This is a genomic window from Kribbella sp. CA-294648 (assembly GCF_050943845.1).
Lineage (GTDB): Bacteria > Actinomycetota > Actinomycetes > Propionibacteriales > Kribbellaceae > Kribbella.
Genome location: NZ_CP191981.1, coordinates 4499628 through 4516348, shown reverse-complemented (window position 1 = coordinate 4516348; position 16721 = coordinate 4499628). Strand labels below are relative to the sequence as shown.

At 68.4% G+C, this 16721-nt stretch carries 15 protein-coding genes; 8 read left to right on the top strand and 7 right to left on the bottom strand.

What is annotated here, in order from left to right:
• Nucleotides 1-95 precede the first annotated feature (95 nt).
• The 3 genes from ACQPYM_RS21410 to ACQPYM_RS21400 all read right to left on the bottom strand — a co-directional run bounded on the left by ACQPYM_RS21410 (nt 96) and on the right by ACQPYM_RS21400 (nt 4049).
• Nucleotides 96-2222, bottom strand: coding sequence for a DEAD/DEAH box helicase (locus ACQPYM_RS21410; RefSeq protein WP_433002424.1), 2127 nt, complete (start codon nt 2220-2222; stop codon nt 96-98).
• 447 nt (nt 2223-2669) lie between these two features.
• Entirely contained in the window at nt 2670-3425 is a 756-nt protein-coding gene (locus tag ACQPYM_RS21405) for a hypothetical protein (RefSeq protein WP_433002421.1), read from the bottom strand.
• A 3-nt stretch (nt 3426-3428) separates the two neighbouring features.
• Nucleotides 3429-4049, bottom strand: a complete 621-nt coding sequence (locus ACQPYM_RS21400) for a papain-like cysteine protease family protein (RefSeq protein WP_433002418.1) — start codon at nt 4047-4049, stop codon at nt 3429-3431.
• A gap of 193 nt (nt 4050-4242) precedes the next feature.
• On the opposite strand from ACQPYM_RS21400, the gene ACQPYM_RS21395 reads away from it, so the two are divergent.
• Both ACQPYM_RS21395 and ACQPYM_RS21390 read left to right on the top strand, forming a co-directional pair.
• Entirely contained in the window at nt 4243-5139 is an 897-nt protein-coding gene (locus tag ACQPYM_RS21395; RefSeq protein WP_433002415.1) for a helix-turn-helix domain-containing protein, read from the top strand.
• A 185-nt stretch (nt 5140-5324) separates the two neighbouring features.
• The gene (locus ACQPYM_RS21390; RefSeq protein ID WP_433002412.1) at nt 5325-7352 is read left to right on the top strand and encodes a glycoside hydrolase domain-containing protein; all 2028 of its coding nucleotides are present in this window, start codon (nt 5325-5327) and stop codon (nt 7350-7352) included.
• On the opposite strand, the gene ACQPYM_RS21385 is transcribed toward ACQPYM_RS21390, so the two are convergent.
• The 3 genes from ACQPYM_RS21385 to ACQPYM_RS21375 form a co-directional block, all read right to left on the bottom strand.
• Nucleotides 7345-8589, bottom strand: coding sequence for an RNA polymerase sigma factor (locus tag ACQPYM_RS21385; protein ID WP_433002409.1), 1245 nt, complete (start codon nt 8587-8589; stop codon nt 7345-7347). The genes ACQPYM_RS21390 and ACQPYM_RS21385 overlap by 8 nt on opposite strands.
• Nucleotide 8590: 1 nt before the next feature.
• Nucleotides 8591-8932: a YciI family protein gene (locus ACQPYM_RS21380; RefSeq protein WP_433002406.1), complete on the bottom strand. Its 342-nt coding sequence runs from the start codon at nt 8930-8932 to the stop codon at nt 8591-8593.
• A 66-nt stretch (nt 8933-8998) separates the two neighbouring features.
• Complete coding sequence (locus tag ACQPYM_RS21375; protein ID WP_433002403.1) at nt 8999-9868, bottom strand: helix-turn-helix domain-containing protein; 870 nt, start codon at nt 9866-9868, stop codon at nt 8999-9001.
• Between the two features lie 145 nt (nt 9869-10013).
• Between ACQPYM_RS21375 and ACQPYM_RS21370 the strand changes: the two genes are divergently transcribed.
• From ACQPYM_RS21370 to ACQPYM_RS21360, 3 genes are read left to right on the top strand one after another with little or no spacing between them, the layout of a single operon-like run.
• Nucleotides 10014-11135 carry a tyrosine-type recombinase/integrase gene (locus ACQPYM_RS21370; protein WP_433002400.1) on the top strand — a complete coding sequence of 374 codons (1122 nt, stop codon included), beginning with the start codon at nt 10014-10016 and terminating at the stop codon, nt 11133-11135.
• Between the two features lie 8 nt (nt 11136-11143).
• Nucleotides 11144-13084, top strand: a complete 1941-nt coding sequence (locus tag ACQPYM_RS21365) for a tyrosine-type recombinase/integrase (RefSeq protein ID WP_433002397.1) — start codon at nt 11144-11146, stop codon at nt 13082-13084.
• Entirely contained in the window at nt 13074-13481 is a 408-nt protein-coding gene (locus ACQPYM_RS21360; protein ID WP_433002394.1) for a DUF6262 family protein, read from the top strand. The genes ACQPYM_RS21365 and ACQPYM_RS21360 overlap by 11 nt, the downstream gene beginning before the upstream one ends.
• Before the next feature lie 119 nt (nt 13482-13600).
• Here the strand turns inward: ACQPYM_RS21360 and ACQPYM_RS21355 are convergent, their stop codons facing one another.
• Nucleotides 13601-14284 (bottom strand): methyltransferase domain-containing protein, encoded by a 684-nt coding sequence (locus tag ACQPYM_RS21355; RefSeq protein ID WP_433002391.1) that lies wholly within the window; start codon nt 14282-14284, stop codon nt 13601-13603.
• Nucleotides 14285-14582: 298 nt separating this feature from the next.
• Here ACQPYM_RS21355 and ACQPYM_RS21350 point away from each other — a divergent pair, with 298 nt between their 5' ends.
• Genes ACQPYM_RS21350 through ACQPYM_RS21340 form a run of 3 tightly spaced genes read left to right on the top strand, consistent with a single transcriptional unit; the run spans nt 14583 to nt 16720 of the window.
• The gene (locus ACQPYM_RS21350; RefSeq protein ID WP_433002389.1) at nt 14583-15023 is read left to right on the top strand and encodes a MarR family transcriptional regulator; all 441 of its coding nucleotides are present in this window, start codon (nt 14583-14585) and stop codon (nt 15021-15023) included.
• Nucleotides 15020-16243: an epoxide hydrolase family protein gene (locus ACQPYM_RS21345; RefSeq protein ID WP_433002386.1), complete on the top strand. Its 1224-nt coding sequence runs from the start codon at nt 15020-15022 to the stop codon at nt 16241-16243. The genes ACQPYM_RS21350 and ACQPYM_RS21345 overlap by 4 nt, the downstream gene beginning before the upstream one ends.
• 57 nt (nt 16244-16300) lie before the next feature.
• On the top strand, nt 16301-16720 hold the full coding sequence (locus ACQPYM_RS21340; RefSeq protein WP_433023351.1) for an ATP-binding cassette domain-containing protein: 420 nt from the start codon (nt 16301-16303) through the stop codon (nt 16718-16720).
• Nucleotide 16721 lies beyond the last annotated feature (1 nt).

Here is a 16721-nt window from a genome sequence, read left to right as displayed (position 1 = left end):
CAACCCCCGAGCTGGTGGGTTGCCACCCCGGAGTACCGGGTGGCAACCCACGATTTCGGCGGTTGACCGCCGAAATCGTCAGGGCCCGGGAGGGGTCAGGCTTCGAGGGCGTTGGTGAGGAGGGTTACCAGGGCTTCGAGTTGGAGGTCGGCGGAGGAGGTGACTTCCTCGTCGGAGCCGTCGAGGGCGCGGGCGGCCAGGCCGGCCTTGGTGTCGATCAGGTCGGCGATGCGGGTGTCGATGGTCTGCGCCGCGATGATGCGCCAGGCCGTGACGGGCTCTTCCTGGCCGATCCGGTGCACCCGGTCGATCGCCTGGGTCTGCTCGGCGTTGGTCCAGGACAGCTCGGCCAGGACGACGTTCGAGGAGACCTGCAGGTTGAGGCCGACGCCGGCGGTCAGCAGTGAGCAGACCGCGATGGAGACCTCGGGATCGTTGACGAACGCATCGATGTTCGCCTGGCGCTTCTTCGGGGTCTGGTCGCCGCGGATCGAGGCGAACCGGATACCGCGCTCGGTGAACAGCTCCTCGGCGGTGTCCATCACCTCGATGTGCCGGGCGAAGAAGACCACCTTGCCGACGTTGTGCGCGAGCTGCGCGGCGTAGTCGGCGGCCAGCCCGGCCTTGGCCTGACCGATCCGGCGGACCAGGCTGAAGATGTTGTCGCCGGTCTTCGCCTTGGCCTGTTCGCTGCGTTCCCAGCCGGCCACCTGGCGGACCAGGCCGTGGTCGATGCCCTCGACCGTGACGCCCGAGCTGCGAGTAGCCAAAGCAGTCTCGTACCGCGCGACGAGGCGGTCGGCCAGTTCGCGTTCGGCGGCCCGGATCGAGCGGCCGACCGCACCGTCGAGCTCGACCGGCAGGTCGGCGATCCGGCGGGCCGGGATGTCGGTGGCGACGTCGACCTTGCGGCGGCGCACGATGCCCATGTCGATCACACAGGACCGGGCGGCCGCGTAGAAGCCGGGGTCGGCCGGGGTCAGGTCGGTCGCGTCGAGCTTGGCCATCAGCTCGGCGCGCGGCGCCTTCTCGTCGATCCAGCCGAGGTACTGCCAGATCGCCTTGAAGTCCTCGATGTCGTTGATCAGCGGCGTACCGGTGAGCGCCATCAGCAGCGGGCGCAGGGTCCGGTTCTGGATCCGCTCGGACAGCTGCAGCACGTTGCGCGAGCGCTGCGACTTCTTGTTCTTGATGAAGTGCGCCTCGTCGACCACCATGCCGCGCAGCCCGAGGTCGCCGAGCCAGCCGACGTGCCGGTCGAGCACCTCGTAGTTGACGATGACGATGTCGGCGAAGCCGTCGATCGTGTCACCGTCACCCTGGATCACGGTCGCGACCCGCTTCGGCGTCCAGATCCCGGCCTCGCGGGCCCAGTTGGTCTTGACGACGTTCGGTACGACGACCAGCAGCGGGTACGCGTTCGTCGCCTGGGCAGCGAGTAGTGCCTGAGCCGTCTTGCCCAGACCGGGCTCGTCGGCGAGCAGGAAGGTGCGGTGCCCGGCCGCGGCGGCTGCCACGAGCTGCGCCTGGTGCGGCATCAGCTCCCGGCCACCGGGGAGTTGCAGCGAGTCCGGCTCGGGTAGTGACTTGGTCGCCGAAGCGGCGGCGTACTCGAAGGACTTGAGGAGCGGCCCGATGAGTTCCCAGCCGGACAGGCGGCGCACCTGCGGGGGCCGGGGGATGGCAGCGGCAGCGCTGAAGTCGGGCGCGAGGAAGGGGTTGGCGAGCTGCCGCGAGACGACCGACTGCGGCACGACCTGTCGCGGCGGCGGTGCGGCCGTCGTCGTCGGCTCGGGGACGGTGGGCTCGACGGCGGCCGGCTCCTCACCGGCGGCGCGCAGCATGTCGCGCTTGAGGGCGGCGGCGCTCTCGGAGACGACGGCGTCCTCGGCGAGCAGCGCGAGCAGGGACGGCTCGAGCGCGGCGCTCTTGGCGAGGATGGTGGCGAGCCCGTCGAGGCGGCGCAGCTGGGTGGTCCGGTAGGCCTCGGTCGCCTTGCTGTCGGCGTTGACCCGGGCCTTCTCCTCGCGGACCAGCAGCGCGACGACCTGGAACTTGGTGCGGACCGACGGCTGCACGTTCGAGCGCTCGACGGCTGCCTCGATCTCGCGGACCGCGCGGGCGAGCACCGGGATGAGTCCCTCGGCGTCCTTCGCGGGACGGCGTCGGTTCGGAGCAGCAGTACGCCGGGCGCCGGGCTGGCGCTGGCCTCGTCGGGCCAAACTTTCCTCCTCAAAACTGCCACGGCGTGTTTGCCGTGGCGGTACGGCGGCACCGCACGCCCTCGCAGGCCCGGTCGGACGTCGCCGCAGGTGGTCCGGGCCGGCCGATCGGCAAGGCGGCTCGGGTCACCGCTGCTGCGAGCGGTCGAGACATCGGTTCCGGCGGGGCTGGCTGCCGGCCATCAATGGTCGGTACCGGTCGGCGAGCGCAGCCGTTACGAGGTGATCGGCGTCGCCTGAGGCGTCGCCGAGGTCGGTGCTGACACCAATCGTAGCCGCACTCGGGTCAGCACAACATTCCGGGCCACAGAAAAGAGCGAGTCGAGCCCTTCGCCGGGCATCGCAGCCGCCGACCTTGTGCACGACCTGAGTGTCCTGGGCGGGAAGATCTGCTCAGGTCGTGCACAAAGTGCCGGTTTGAGGGGGCGCGAGTGGCGCGGGCTGGGGCTAGGCGCGGCGGCGGCGGGGGGTGGCGGCGGCGAGGGCGACGGCGATCAGGGTGCCGCCGGCGGCCAGGATCAGCCAGGGGCTTTCTTCTGAGGTGGAGGTGCTGGCAGTCACGTCGTAGCCACCGGCGGTGCCGTTCTCGTTGTAAGCACTGTCCCCCTGCTTGTCCGCGTAGCGGGCGTGGACCAGCTGGCCGTAGGCCTTGAGAGTGATCGGGCTGCTCCCGATCGCCGCGGTGGCCTCCGGGTTGAGAGCCCGCAGGGTGTTGCCGGTGACGGCGTACCAGGCCCCGAGCTGGGGCTCGGTGAGCAGCTTGGCGCCCCGCGCCGACGCGGCCAGCTTCGCCTCGGTGTTGCCGGTGGCAACATTCACCGGCCGCCAGGCACCGGCCTGGTCAGGGGCGGTGAAGACGGTCAGCTGGGTGCTGCCCTTGGCGGCCGGGGTGGCGACGTACCAGAGAGTGCCGACCTCGCCGGACTTGGTGCGGACGAAGTCGGCGTTCAGCGCGTACACCGGGATGGTGTCCTGCTGGACGGCGAGCTTCGCGCCGGCCTCGCTCTTGGCGGTCGCGGTGCGCTGGGCGACCTTGTTCAGCAGTTGGGCCGCTTCGGCCGAGTGAGCGGCGGACCGGGCCGCGGCGAGGTCTGGTCCCGGGCTCGCCGCGGCCGACGCGACCGTCGCGGCGCCCGCGAAGGCGAGGAAGGTGCCGACCAGGCCGGCCGCCGTACGCAGTACGAGCTGCTTCAGGGGCTTCATGGCTCAGGCTCCGATCCGGTAGAGCGAGTGCGTCCAGGTGAACTGGGTGTTGTTCCGGTACCAGTTGTAGGTCGAGTAGTTGTACCGGGGAGAGCTGCCCCACGGGTCGTAGTACTCGATCGTGGAGTCGGCGGAGTCGTAGCCGAGGATGTCCATCATGTGACCGCCGCCGGCCTTCCAGCCGATCCGGGTCATCACCGGGCGGTTGGCGTTGATCTCGGTGACCAGGCCGCTGAAGCTGAGCGTGCCGTTGATGTAGTTGCCGGCGCTGATGCCGATCGCCCGGAACGCGCGCTGGTCGTTGCCCAGCGTCGCCTGGTTGTTCGGGCAGGTGGCGTTCATGCTGTAGCCGAGGGCCAGGTTGCAGAACTGGTTCTGCGAGTAGTTGTAGCCGTAGTACGCCGCGATGCTGTTGCCGGTGGCGGCCCAGCACCAGTTGGACTTCTGCTGCGCCTGACCGGTGACGTTCAGGTAGCGGCTGGCCAGGACAGTCTCGGTGGCCGGCGCCGGGGCGGTGGCGATGGTGGCGGCGGACGCGGCCGGTGCGAGCGGCAGCAACAGGGCGATGCTTGCGATGGTTGCCCCGAGCCACGATGTGGTCCGGGGTGTGCTGACCCTCCTCATGGGGGCCTCCTTCACTGGGGCGGTGAGGGCACTCATCGTGATGACTCGCTCACGCCGGGACAAGCGCTCGCTCGGCCGCCCAAAGGCCCTTGTGAACGGCAGACACCGGGTGAACGGCGGAAGTCCATTGGCTGCCCGGCAAGAGTGTGAACGTTTACACTGACGCCGACCTGCCTCGGCGAGGGAGCGGACGATGACGCAAGCGCGGACCCACGTGCCCGACGTCGGCCCGGAGGCGCCGTTCGCCGACGCGCTCAGAGCGGCGATCGCGCATCGCGGGCTGGCGCTGAACCGGATCCAGGCGCGGCTCGCCGACCGCGGCCTCCACGTCGGTGTGGCCACGCTCAGCACCTGGCAGAACGGCAGCCGGCACCCCCGCACGGGATCTCTCGCCGTCGTCACCGCGCTGGAAGAACTGCTGGACCTGCCGGCCGGCTGGCTCGCGGTCCGCATCCCGCCCGCCGTCGAGGCACCCACCCGCCCGTACGCCGTGGTCGCGAACGCGTCGACCCTCACGCGTCTGCTGGACGAAGTCCGCCGGGACGCCCACGGCCGGCTGCGCAGCGTCACGGTGGTGGAGGAGATCGTCATCGGCGCGGACCACAGCCTGACCGCGAAGCGGGTGATCCAGACGATGGTCGCGGTCCGCGAGGCCGACCGCCAGATCGTCGTCCACCAGGGCGAGCTCGGTTCCGATGCGGCCAAGATCGTGCCGCGCGGCCTGACCGGCTGCCGGACCGGCCGAGTCGCTCGCGATCCCGACGGCGGTGCGGTGCTCGGCGAACTGCTGCTCGATCGCACCCTGGCCGTGGGTGACACCGCGGTCGTCCACTACGAGATCGCCGACCTCAACGGCTTCCCGTCGACGCAGTACTTCCGGTTCCACGAGTGGGCCGGCACCCATCACGTGCTGGAGATCCAGTTCCACCGGGAGGCGCTGCCGGTCCGCGTCACCGAGTTCCGGCGACACCACTCGGGTGAGCCCGACGTACTGCGCCGTGAGCTGATGATGACACCCGACGGCCGGGTCCACGTCGTCGTACCGGCGGCCTCACCCGGCGTGATCGGGATCGACTGGGAGTGGGACTAGTTGCAGGAAGCTGCAACGGGTAGGTGATCACGCGAGGCTTGAGCGCCGATAGGCTCCGGGCATCGAGGTGAGTCGTTGCGGCTATTCGACAGGCCGCCCGCGACTCGCCTTTGATTGGGGTAGGGCTGGGGATGTGGGGCGGGCGGTCACATCTGCACGGCCGTTCGTCTTCGTGAGGAGCTTTGGTGAGGCTAGTAAGACCTGTCGTGCTTTCCGCTGCTGTTGCACTGATCGGGGGACTTCTGGGCGGGGCGGCCGCCGACGGCGCCACCGACCAGACCATCTCGTACCACGGGTACCAGGTGACCGTCCCGGCCAGCTGGCCGGTGGTGGACCTGGCCAAGAACCCGACCGCCTGTGTGCGCTTCGACCGCCCAGCCGTCTACCTGGGCCGCAGTACTGGGCAAGCTGACTGCCCGGCGCGCCTCATCGGCCGCAGCGAAGGACTCGTGCTCGAGCCGCTGACCAGGGCTGCCAAGTCCTCCGAGGGCGAGCTGCAGATAGCAGTCCCGGACGCCGGCGTCCTCGCTACCGCGTACTACGCGCCCGGCGCGGAGCAGTTGGCCCGCAAGGTGCTCGACACCGGCCGGGTGACCTCCAAGTCGCAGTCGACCCGCGTGGCGCCACAGGCTGTCGCGGCCGCGCCGTCGATCGTCGCGACCGGCTCTATCGCCGCTCCCGGCTTCGACAAGTGTGAGGCGCCCACACAGGCTCAGATGGACGCCTGGCTGTACCCGGCGTCGCAGTACAAGGCCGTCGGTATCTACACGAGTGGTGCTCTTCGCGCCTGCCCGCAGCCCAATCTGACGCCTGAGTGGGTTGCCACGAACGCCGCCAAGGGGTGGCAGTTCCTGCTGATCGACGTCGGGATGCAGGCACCTTGCACCACCTACAAGAGCCTGATGTCCGCCGTCCCTGCGACCGCGCGGTCGCAGGGACGCAACGCGGCCATCAATGCGGTGGCCGCGGCGCAGGCCCTCGGCTTCGCCCAGCGAAGCGCGATCTACAGCGACATCGAGTACTACGTGTCGACGGCTTCCTGCAAGGCTGCCGTCTTGTCGTACCTGAGTGGCTGGACTGAGGAACTCAACGCGCGGGGCTACGTCGGTGGCGCCTACGTCAATGCTTCGTCCGGCGCGGCGGACCTCGTGGCCGAGTACAACAACCCGGCTTACGTCCGCCCGGACAACCTGTGGTTCGCACACTACAACTCGACGCCTGGCAGCAGCCGCTTCGTCCCGGACACCTACTGGCCGAACCATCGACGCGTTCACCAGCACGCCGGCGACATCACCGAGACGCACGGCGGCGTGACGATGAACATCGACAGCAACGCGCTCAATCTGACGGCACCACCCGCACCCGTCACAGGTTTCGACGCCACTGGAGCCACCGGGGCCGCAGCACTGAAGTGGACCATCCCCACCGGAACCAGGCTCGGTCAGGTCATCGTCCGGCGAAACACGGGCGCCACCCCGCCCGCTTCGCCGACACTCGGTACTGCGGTCTACGCGGGCACCGGCAGCGCGGCGACCGCCACTGGGCTGGTCAATGCGGGCAGCTACAGCTTCCGCGCCTGGGTGAAGGACTACTACGGCAAGGTCGGGCCCGCCGCGGACACCTACCTGGCCGGCACGAGAGCCACCATCGGGGCCAGCGCGCCCACGATCATGTACACCACCCCGGTGACGCTGAGCAGCCGCGCTACTCGGGCGGACAATGGCGCGTACCTGTCCGGCGTACCGGTGACTCTGTACGCGAAGGCCGTCACCGCGTCGAAGTGGCAGGCGGTCGCGACGGTGACGGCGTCCAGCACCGGCATTGTGAACTCGGTGCAGAAGCCTGCCGTCTCGACCTACTACATGTGGGGCTACAACGGCTCGGGTGACCTGCTGGGTTCGCGCAGCGCGGCAACGTTGGTGCAGGTCCGGCCGGCCATGTCGGGGTATCTGCCGGCCTCGATCACGCTGGGCTCGACGGCCCTGCTGTACGGCTACCTCAACCCACCCCACGCCGGCACGACCGCATATCTGCAGCGCAAATCCGGCACGAGCTGGGTCGGGGTGACGTCGGTCAAGCTGACCACGAACGGGAAGTTCGGGTTCGCCATCAAGCCGACCGTTCGCGGGACCTACACGTACCGGGTGGTCTGGTTCGCCGACGCCGACCACGCGGGGACGCAGACACCGTCCAAGGTGATGACCGTCAGCTGACCTCGTCGATCCTCCGCCGGAGAAAAGCACGCTCGGGCTCCGTGGTCGCCTTCGTGAGGGCGTCGCGGTAAGCCTGGGCGGCTTCGGGATGCCGCCCGGCCCGGCGGAGGAGGTCGGCGCGGGTGGCCGGTAGTAAGTGGTACTCCGCCAAGGTGCCTGAGGCAACCAGTTCGTCGACCAGCAGCAGGCCGGCGGCCGGGCCCTCGGCCATCCCGATCGCGACCGCTTGGTTGAGGCGAACCACCGGAGACGGCACGTAGCGCGCCAGTTGGTCGTACAGGCCGGCGATCTGCGGCCAATCGGTGCCGGCGGCAGCCGATGCGGTGGCGTGACAGGCGGCGATGGCGGCCTGGATCTGGTACGCGCCGGGCTCGCGCCGCCGGAGCGCGGCCTCGAGAATCTCGATGCCCTCGGCAATCATCGTCGCGTTCCAGCGAGTCCGGTCCTGTTCCTCCAGCGGGATCAGGACGCCCGCTTCGTCCTGCCGGGTTTCGCTGCGTGCGTCGTGGAGCAGCATCAACGCGAGCAGGCCGGACACCTCGGGTTCGTCCGGCATCAGGTGAGCGAGCACCCTGGTCAGACGGATCGCCTCGGCGCTGAGGCTTCGGCGTACCAGGTCTGCTCCGGTCGTTGCGGTGTAGCCCTCGTTGAAGAGCAGGTAGAGCACGGCCAGTACGGCGGGGGTGCGTTCGGGCAGCAGATGCGCCGGCGGCACGCGGTACGGGATGGCCGCGTTCCGGATCTTCTGCTTGGCCCGGGCGATCCGTTTCTGCATGGTCTGCTCGGAGACCAGGAACGCCCGCGCGATCTCTCCGGTGCCGAGCCCGGCGAGCGTGCGCAGGGTGAGCGCGACCCGCACCTCGATCGACAGCGCAGGGTGACAACAGGTGAACATCAACCGCAACCGCTCGTCCGGCACGTCGTCGGAGTCAGCAGGAGACACCTGTACTACGTCGTCCGCCATCGCAGCCACCTCTCGTAACTTCGCGGCGCCGACCGCCTCCCGCCGCAGCCGGTCGATGGCGCGGTTGCGGGCGGTCGTGGTCAGCCAGGCACCCGGCCGGTTCGGGATGCCGTCGCGCGGCCAGCGCTCCAACGCTGTGGCGAACGCGTCCTGGGCGCACTCCTCGGCCAGATCCCAGTCGCCGGTGACCCGGATCAGCAGCGCGACCACCTGGCCCCACTCCTCCCGGAACGCCTGGCTGACGGCCTCCTCGACCGGATCCGCGGGGACCACCTCAGTGGGCCTCCGGCGGTGGGCCGTCGATCACCGGGCGGATCTCGATCGTGCCGTACCCGGCAGCCGGGTGTTTCGCCGCGATCTCGATCGCCTCGTCCAGGTCGGCGCACTCGATCAGCACGAAGCCGCCGATCATCTCCTTGGTCTCGGCGAACGGACCGTCGGTCAGCAGCAGGTTGTCGTCCCGCACGCGCACGGTGGTCGCATCGGTGGGCGGAGCGAGCCCGGCGCCGCCTCGCACCACACCTCGCTGCTCCATCTCCTCGGACCAGCCGCCGCAGCCGTCGTTGGCGTGCTCCGCGGCGGACTCGTCGCCACAGATCATCAGCAGATACTTCATCAGATCGCCTCCTTCACCTGACCGACGAACGGGATCATCCCGAACGGACAGGGTCGCAGCAGGAATCTAGTCCAGCTGCCGGAGGATCGCGGTGAGCTGCTCCTCGGCCTGCCGGGGCGGGGGAGCGGAGACGGTGAGGCTGTCCAGGACGTGGGTGTAGGTGTCGAGGTCGTCGCGTTTGTCGAGGTAGAGCGCGCTGGTCAGGTGCTCGAGGTAGACGACGTCGGGCAGATCCGCCTGGGGAAAGCGCAGCACGCTGAACGCGCCGGCCGTCGCCGCGTGGCCGGCACTGCCCAGCGGGATGATCTGCACGGTGACGTTGGGCCGCTGGATCGCTTGGAGCAACGCGGACAGCTGGTCGCGGAGGACCTGCGGGCCGCCGATCGGGCGGTGGAGCACCGACTCCTCGATCACCGCCCAGAGTCGCAGCGGGGGATCGCGGTCGAGCACGGCCTGGCGGGTCTTGCGCAACGCCACGATCCGGTCGAGCTCGTCCGCCGACCGCTCGGTGCCGGAGGTGAGCCTGGCAACGGCCCTCGTGTACTCCGGCGTCTGCAACAGGCCGGGCACGAACTGGACCTCGTAGGTGCGGATGAGGTCTGCCGCCGCCTCCAGGCCGAGGTAGGCGTCGAACCAGTCCGGGGTGACATCGTTGTAGCGATGCCACCAGCCACGGTTGTTCGCATCTTTGGCCAGCTGCAGCAGCCGCCCGCGCTCGCCCGTCTGCGTCACGGAGTACAGGGTGAGCAGGTCTTCGACGTCGCGTTGCTTGAACCCGACCCGGCCGAGCTCCATCCGGCTGATCTTCGACTCGGACGCCCGGATCGCCCAGCCGGCCTCGGCCCGGGTCAGCTCGGCGCGCTCCCGCAACCGCCGCAGATGCGCACCCAACATGATCCGCAACGCGGTGGGCCCCGCCTCACTCCGCCCAGCCATGCACCGATCTTACCTCATTATCGAACATATGTTCCCTTAAGCCTTCGTAACGATGTCTTTGATGTAGCCGACGCAGCTGCATAGCGCGTAGCGGCCGTGACGGATCGTCGTTATCTGGAGTGTTGTCGACGCTCTGGAGGCGGTTGTGGGTCTGGTTGTGCAGCGGGTGGATCTGCCAGGTGGCGAGGTCTCGTGGACGGTCCTGGACGAGGACTATGCGGTGGTCGGGCCGGTGGATCGGTTCCTGGCGCATCTGAGTTCGGTCGACCGGTCGCCGACAACGGTGCGCTCGTATGCGTTCGACCTGCGGGACCTGTTCAGCTTCCTGCAGCAGATCGATGTCGCGTGGGATGCGGTGCGGCTGGAGGACCTGGGCCGGTTCGTGGGGTGGCTTCGGCAGTCGCCGGCCGAGCGGGCTGGGAACGTCACCCGGTTGCCGCGCGCCGACGGGCACTGTTCGGCGTCAACGATCAACCGGAAGCTGGCGGCGGTCGGCTCGTTCTATGAGTTCCATCAGCGCCACGGCGTGAAGTGTGAGTTCTTGTGGTCGCTGCGTCGCGGTGGTGGCCGGGCGGGTTCGTGGCGGCCGCTGCTGGCCCACCTGGGCGAGTCGCCGCGGCCGCGCAAGGAGATCAAGCTGAAGGCACCGAAGCGGACTCCGCGAGTCCTGACAGCGGAACAGATCGTGAGCGTGCTGGATGCGTGTGAGCATCTGCGGGATCGGTTCTTGTTCGCGTTGCTGGCCGGCACCGGGATGCGGATCGGTGAGGCGCTGGGGCTGCGGCACGAAGACATCGACACCGCCGGCTGCCTGGTGCGGGTCCAGCCACGGCGCAACGTGAACGCTGCGCGGGCGAAATCCGGCGCTCGGGACGTGCCGGTGGATCCCGGTCTGCTGCGGTTGTATGCCGACTACCTGTTCGACGAGTACGGCGCGCTGGACAGCGACTACGTGTTCGTCAACCTGTGGGCCACCCCGGTCGGCGCCCCGCTGGGCTACTGGAACGTGATGGACCTGGTGGCGCGGCTGCGCGATCGCACCGGCGTGAGGTTCACCCCGCACCTGTTCCGGCACACCTATGCCACCGATCTGCTGCGCCGCGACGTCCCGTCCGAGGTGGTCCAGAAACTCCTCGGGCATGCATCGGTGTCGACCACGATCGACACCTACGCCCACCTCGAGATCGAGCACATCCGTGGGGCGCTGCGGACGGCAGGCTGGTTGCCGCAGGCTGCTGCAGCTCATGAGTCGGGAGCGGCTCGGTAATGGCGCCGGTGACGGTTGCACAACAGCTGAGCAGGGTCGTCGGCAGCGGCGCCGACGCGCTGGCCACGATGCGGCTCGCGCTGGATCCCCGCTTCGCCGGTGAGGTGATCACGTTCGACGCCGAACTGGCCGAAAGGGCGTTCCGGCTCTGCGCGGCGACCGGATGCCTGCGGCATCGACGTTCGAAAACCCTATGCCTGACGCACCTGGATCGTTGGCACCGGCGAGGGGAGCCACAGCTGGAGGAGTTCCTCGCTGAGCCGGGGTCACCGACCAATCCCGAGCAGATCTGTCTCGACGGCCTGCCGGAGCGGCTGCGCGTCGAGATCGCGTTGTCGGTGCAGCTGACCGTCGCGGCAGTCACGCGGCATCTGCATCCGTACTACCTTCGCCGGCTCGTGGCCTCCGTTGGTGAGCATCAACCGGCGTCGCTGCTGGGCGCTTTGCCGGACAGCCTGCGGGCCGAGCTCGAAGACGCTAGCCGCACTAACCAGATGATCCGTCGAGCGCTGCGCTCGGTCATCGCCACGCTGGAAGAGTTCCTGCACCCGCCGCGGGCCGAGGAAGAGTTCGAGCGTGACATCTGGCGCCTGCCGGTTATGGGCCTGGCGGCAGGCCCGAACGGCGTGGTCCGGTTCGACACGATCCCGCAGCCGTGGCTGCGCCACCAGATCAAACGGTTCCTCCGCTGGCGGATCAGCACCGGCAAGAGCTACCACCAGATCAACCGCGACAGCGCCGCGCTGCAACGCCTGGTCGACGCGTTCACCGCCCAGGCCGGGCCGGCCGCCGGCCCGGAGCAGTTCAGCCGGGCAACGATCGAGTCCTACCTGACCCTGCTCGTCGAGAAGGGCCTTGGGCCGGCCAGCCGCGGCTACGACCTCAGCTCGGTCAAGACCTTCCTGCAGACAGTGCGCCAACAGGAGTGGCCACCGGAGCTGCCCCGCTCGGCCGATGTGTTCCCCGGCGACCGGCCCCGGCTTCCCCAGGCCGCGCCCCGGTCGCTGCCGGAGTTCGTGATGGCCCAGATCGAGGACCGGGCAGCACAAGCCCGACTGGCCCAGCCCCACCGGCTGATCCTGCAACTCCTGATCCGCACCGGGCTGCGCATCAACGACGCCCTCCGGATCGAGTTGGACTGCGTCGTCCGCGATGCCCAGCAGGCGCCCTACTTGCGCTACTACAACCACAAGATGCGCCGCGAGGCGTTCGTCCCGATCGACGACGAACTCGCCACCGCGATCCGCGAACAACAAGACGCCACCTTGGCCCGGTGGCCAGAGGCCACCCTCCTCCTGCCCGCGCCGGCCTCACGAGACGGCCGCAAACACCGCAACACCAGTGGTGGCGCCTTCGGGGCGATCACCGCCTGGCAAGACACGATCGGGCTGCGCGACGAGCTCGGTCGGCCGTTCCGGTTCACCGCCCACCAGTTGCGTCACACCTACGGCACCCGCCTGATCAACGCCGACGTGCCCCAAGAGGTCGTCCGCCGACTCCTCGACCACGAATCCCCCGAAATGACGGCCCGCTACGCGCGCCTCAAAGACGACACCATCCGCCGGCACTGGGAACGCGCCCGCAAGATCAACATTCAAGGCGAAACGATCATCCTCGACGCCAGCACCCCGCTCAGCGACGCCGCCTGGATGAAAGAGAACCTCGGCCGCGCCACCATGGCACTGCCCAACGGCTACTGCGGCCTCCCGCTGCAACAGACCTGCCCCCACGCCAACGCCTGCCTCACCTGCCCGGTCTTCATCACCACCCCCGACTTCCTCAGCGAGCACCTCGACCAACTGCGCGCCACGAAACGACTCATCGCCACCGCCGAAGCCCGCGGCAACACCAGGCTGGCGGAGATGAACCAGCGCGTCGCCACCAACCTCGAAAACATCATCGACACCATCCAGGCACCCGACACCACGGAGACCGGCGATGCGAGCTGACAACACACAACACCTGCTCGTCGCCGCCCAGCAGCGCAGCGACGACGCCCGGCGCCGCGCCGAATGCGCCCTTGAACAGCTCATCGCCGACCAGCGACCCCTCACCGCTGCAGGCCTTGCCCGCGCCGCCGGCGTCTCGCGCTCCTGGCTCTACACCCAACCTGACCTACTCGACCAACTCCAACGCCGCGCCAGCGACAAGACCACCCTCAGCACCGCCACTACCCGAGCCTCCGACGCCTCACTCCAACGACGCCTCGAACTTGCCCACCAACGCATCCACCAGCAGGCAGAAGAGATCACCAGGCTCCGAACCGCGCTCGCCCGAGCTCACGGCGACCTCCGCGCGGCTACCGCCTTCAGACCCAACACCAGAGGACCAGAACCACCCGAATAACCGACCGCTGGTCCACGTGGAGACCGCAGTCGCAGCTGACACGGTGTTGTTGGCTTGGCTGGGGGCGCTCGGACCTAGGCCAGGTCCGAGCGGGTACTACGAGGCTCTGATAGTACGAGCTATCGCTTCTCGGCGCGCAGCGCTAGGACCCATGGCACCGGATCGCTCCGCGGCTCAACGGTCCGGGTGATCATCAGACCTGCCTTAGTGAACGAGTTGAGAAGGTCGGCAAGCGGCAGGTGTCGCATCCCGAGCCGCTGACGAATACCGCCCTCACCCCACCACGGCGCCGGCGGATGCCAGCCGACGGTGCGGTAGGTCGGGTGGACGATGCGCCCATCGTCGGCGCGGACTTCAGTGTGTGGCCCGTTGAAGCATGGGTGGGCTCCATAAAACACCACCACGCCACCCGGACGCAGCACACGGGCTGCCTCGGCCAGGACAGCGGCGAAGTCGTCGACGTCGGTGGAGAGCCACAGGGCGGCGACAGTGGAGAAGACTGCATCGGCGAACGGTAGAACGGCCGCGTCGGCCTGGATCAGCGCCTCGCCGGGGGCGGCGCGTTGCTGGGCGAGGCGCAGCTGATCAGCGGAGTACTCGAGGCCAACGACGGTGCGTCCGGTGCTGCGCAACGTCTGCAGATTCTGTCCGGTCCCGCAGCCGAGGTCCAGGCACATGCCGTCTCCCGGACCCAGCAGATCCAGCAGGGGCTCACGGTTGGAGTCCGCCGCGGCCGCGTTGTGCTCGTCATACCAGTCCGCCAAACCGTCATAGCGCGCGGTCGACTTCGGTGTGAATGTCATGCCGAGGTTCTCCTCTCGGGGCGCTTCGCGCCTCATTCTTCCGAGAGTTTCAATTCACACGCCCCAGCGTGGAGCGTGTCGACTCGGCCCGGTCGAGCGCATCTAGTCGAGATCCCGCGCTGGCCTCGTTGATCCGCACGCGATTTCAGCAACCACGCGTGACAGACACTGTCCACAACGCAGACCCCCAGGTCACGACCCCATCGCAGAATTCGAGCTTAAGGGAACCTATGTTCTAGCGCCTGCCAGAGGTTGAATCCATGAGGCATTTATGTAACTTGCTTATATAGTTGCGGGTGTGAGCCGTGAGTTGAGTGTCAGTGAGCTGAACGCCGTGATGGGTGCCTTCACCCGGATGAACATCCGGTTGCCGGCCGTCCAGCGGCTCAGTTTCACCACGTTGTCCGTGCTGCACACGCTGGCGACGACCGGGCCGCGGCGGCTGACCGAGTTGACCGCGAGTGAGCAGGTCACCCAGCCGGCCATCACCCAGATCGTCACCAAGCTGGAACGGGACGGGTTGGTGGAGCGGCGGCCGGATCCCTCTGATGGGCGGGCGGTGCTCGTGCACATCACCGAGGCAGGCGCCGCCGTGGTCGAGGGACGGCGGGCCGAGCGGATCGCGCGGCTGACCGAACTCTCCGCCCGCCTCACACCCGCCGAGCGGAGTGCAATCCAGGCCGCGCTGCCCGCCCTCAACCGGTTGGTCGAACTCCATCGAGAAGAAGGAGAGCAATGAGCGACTTCCCCCTGGATGCCACACCGATTCACGTGCCGGACGCAGTACTCGAGGATCTCCGGCAACGCCTCGCGCTGACCCGGTGGACCGAGGACGCGGGCAACGAGGACTGGTACTACGGCGTACGGCGCGAGTACCTGCAAGAGCTCGTCGAGTACTGGCGTACCGACTACGACTGGCGAAAAGCCGAGGAGGCCATCAACGCCTATGAGCAATACCGCGTCGAGGTCGGCGGCGTACCGGTGCACTTCCTGCGCAAGGTCGGGGTCGGACCGAATCCGGTCCCGCTGATCCTCACGCACGGCTGGCCGTGGACGTTCTGGCACTGGGCGAAGGTGATCGACCCGCTCGCCGACCCCGCGGCGTACGGCGGTGATCCGGCCGATGCGTTCGACGTGATCGTGCCGTCGTTCCCCGGTTTCGGTTTCTCCACGCCGATGACCGGCCGGCCGGACCTGAACTTCTGGAAGGTGGCCGATCTGTGGCATGAGTTGATGACCGAGACGCTGGGCTATCCGAAGTACGCCGCTGCTGGTTGCGATGTCGGCGCCTTGGTGACCGGGCAGCTCGGGCACAAGTACGCCGACGAGTTGTACGCGATCCACATCGGCTCCGGCCTGAAGCTCGACTTCTTCAACGGTGACCGGGCCTGGGACTTCAGTGGCGGCCGCCCGATCCCGGACGGACTTCCGCCGGAGATTCACGCCCAGATCATCCAACTGGACAAGCGTTTCGCGACGCACCTCGCCGTACACGTGCTGGACTCCAGCACGCTCGCGCACGCGCTGTCCGACTCACCTGCCGGGATGCTGGCCTGGATCCTGCAGCGGTGGCGCAGCTGGAGCGACAACGGTGGCGACCTGGAGACGGTGTTCAGCAAGGACGACCTGCTGACCCACGCGATGATCTATTGGGTCAACAACGCGATCGGGACGTCGATCCGCACGTATGCCAACAACAACCGCTATCCCTGGACGCCCTCCCACGACCGGCAGCCGGTGATCGAGGCGCCGACCGGGATCACCTTCGTCGCCCACGAGAACCCACCGGGCGTCAGCACCGATCTAAGGGTCCAGAGCTTCCTGGAGACCGACCGCGCGTCCTGGTACAACCACGTCAACCTCACCGCGCACCCGCAGGGCGGCCACTTCATCCCGTGGGAGGTCCCGGACGAGTGGACCACAGACCTGCGCAACACCTTCCGCCCGTACCGCCCATAAACCGTTGGATCACGCACACAGCGCGTTGCTAAGCTCACTCGCATGTACTTTCTCTGAATCCGGGCCACGGCCGATGCCGCCGTTTCTGCTCCCGTAGACCCTTCACATTCCCCAGGGAAAGTCTCATGCGCCGAAGCGCTCCTTCCACTCCCGCTACTAGAGCTCGAAGACGTTGCTGTCGGCAACCGACTACAGCTGGACGGCCTGCTCTCCATCACCCCGGGCCAGCGCCTGCTGGTCACAGGGGAGAACGGCGCAGGCAAGACAACCCTCCTGCGGGTACTGGCAGGAGACCTGCGACCAGACGCCGGCGCAGTACGGCGTAACTCCACCCGCATCGGCTACCTGGCGCAGGAGCTCCCCGCGCGCTCGACGCGTCTCCCGCTACTGGCCGCGTTCGCAGCCGGTCGTCCCGGCCTGCCCGACGTCCTACCCCCGTGCCGTCGTCGCCGTGTCCCACGGCTGCTCGTTCTGTGAC

Coding starts and splice junctions, on each gene's coding strand:
- ACQPYM_RS21405 (WP_433002421.1), bottom strand. CDS start 3,425: ATGAAGCCCCTGAAGCAGCTCGTACTGCGTACGGCGGCCGGCCTGGTC.
- ACQPYM_RS21400 (WP_433002418.1), bottom strand. CDS start 4,049: ATGAGGAGGGTCAGCACACCCCGGACCACATCGTGGCTCGGGGCAACC.
- ACQPYM_RS21395 (WP_433002415.1), top strand. CDS start 4,243: ATGACGCAAGCGCGGACCCACGTGCCCGACGTCGGCCCGGAGGCGCCG.
- ACQPYM_RS21380 (WP_433002406.1), bottom strand. CDS start 8,932: ATGAAGTATCTGCTGATGATCTGTGGCGACGAGTCCGCCGCGGAGCAC.
- ACQPYM_RS21375 (WP_433002403.1), bottom strand. CDS start 9,868: ATGGCTGGGCGGAGTGAGGCGGGGCCCACCGCGTTGCGGATCATGTTG.
- ACQPYM_RS21360 (WP_433002394.1), top strand. CDS start 13,074: ATGCGAGCTGACAACACACAACACCTGCTCGTCGCCGCCCAGCAGCGC.
- ACQPYM_RS21355 (WP_433002391.1), bottom strand. CDS start 14,284: ATGACATTCACACCGAAGTCGACCGCGCGCTATGACGGTTTGGCGGAC.
- ACQPYM_RS21345 (WP_433002386.1), top strand. CDS start 15,020: ATGAGCGACTTCCCCCTGGATGCCACACCGATTCACGTGCCGGACGCA.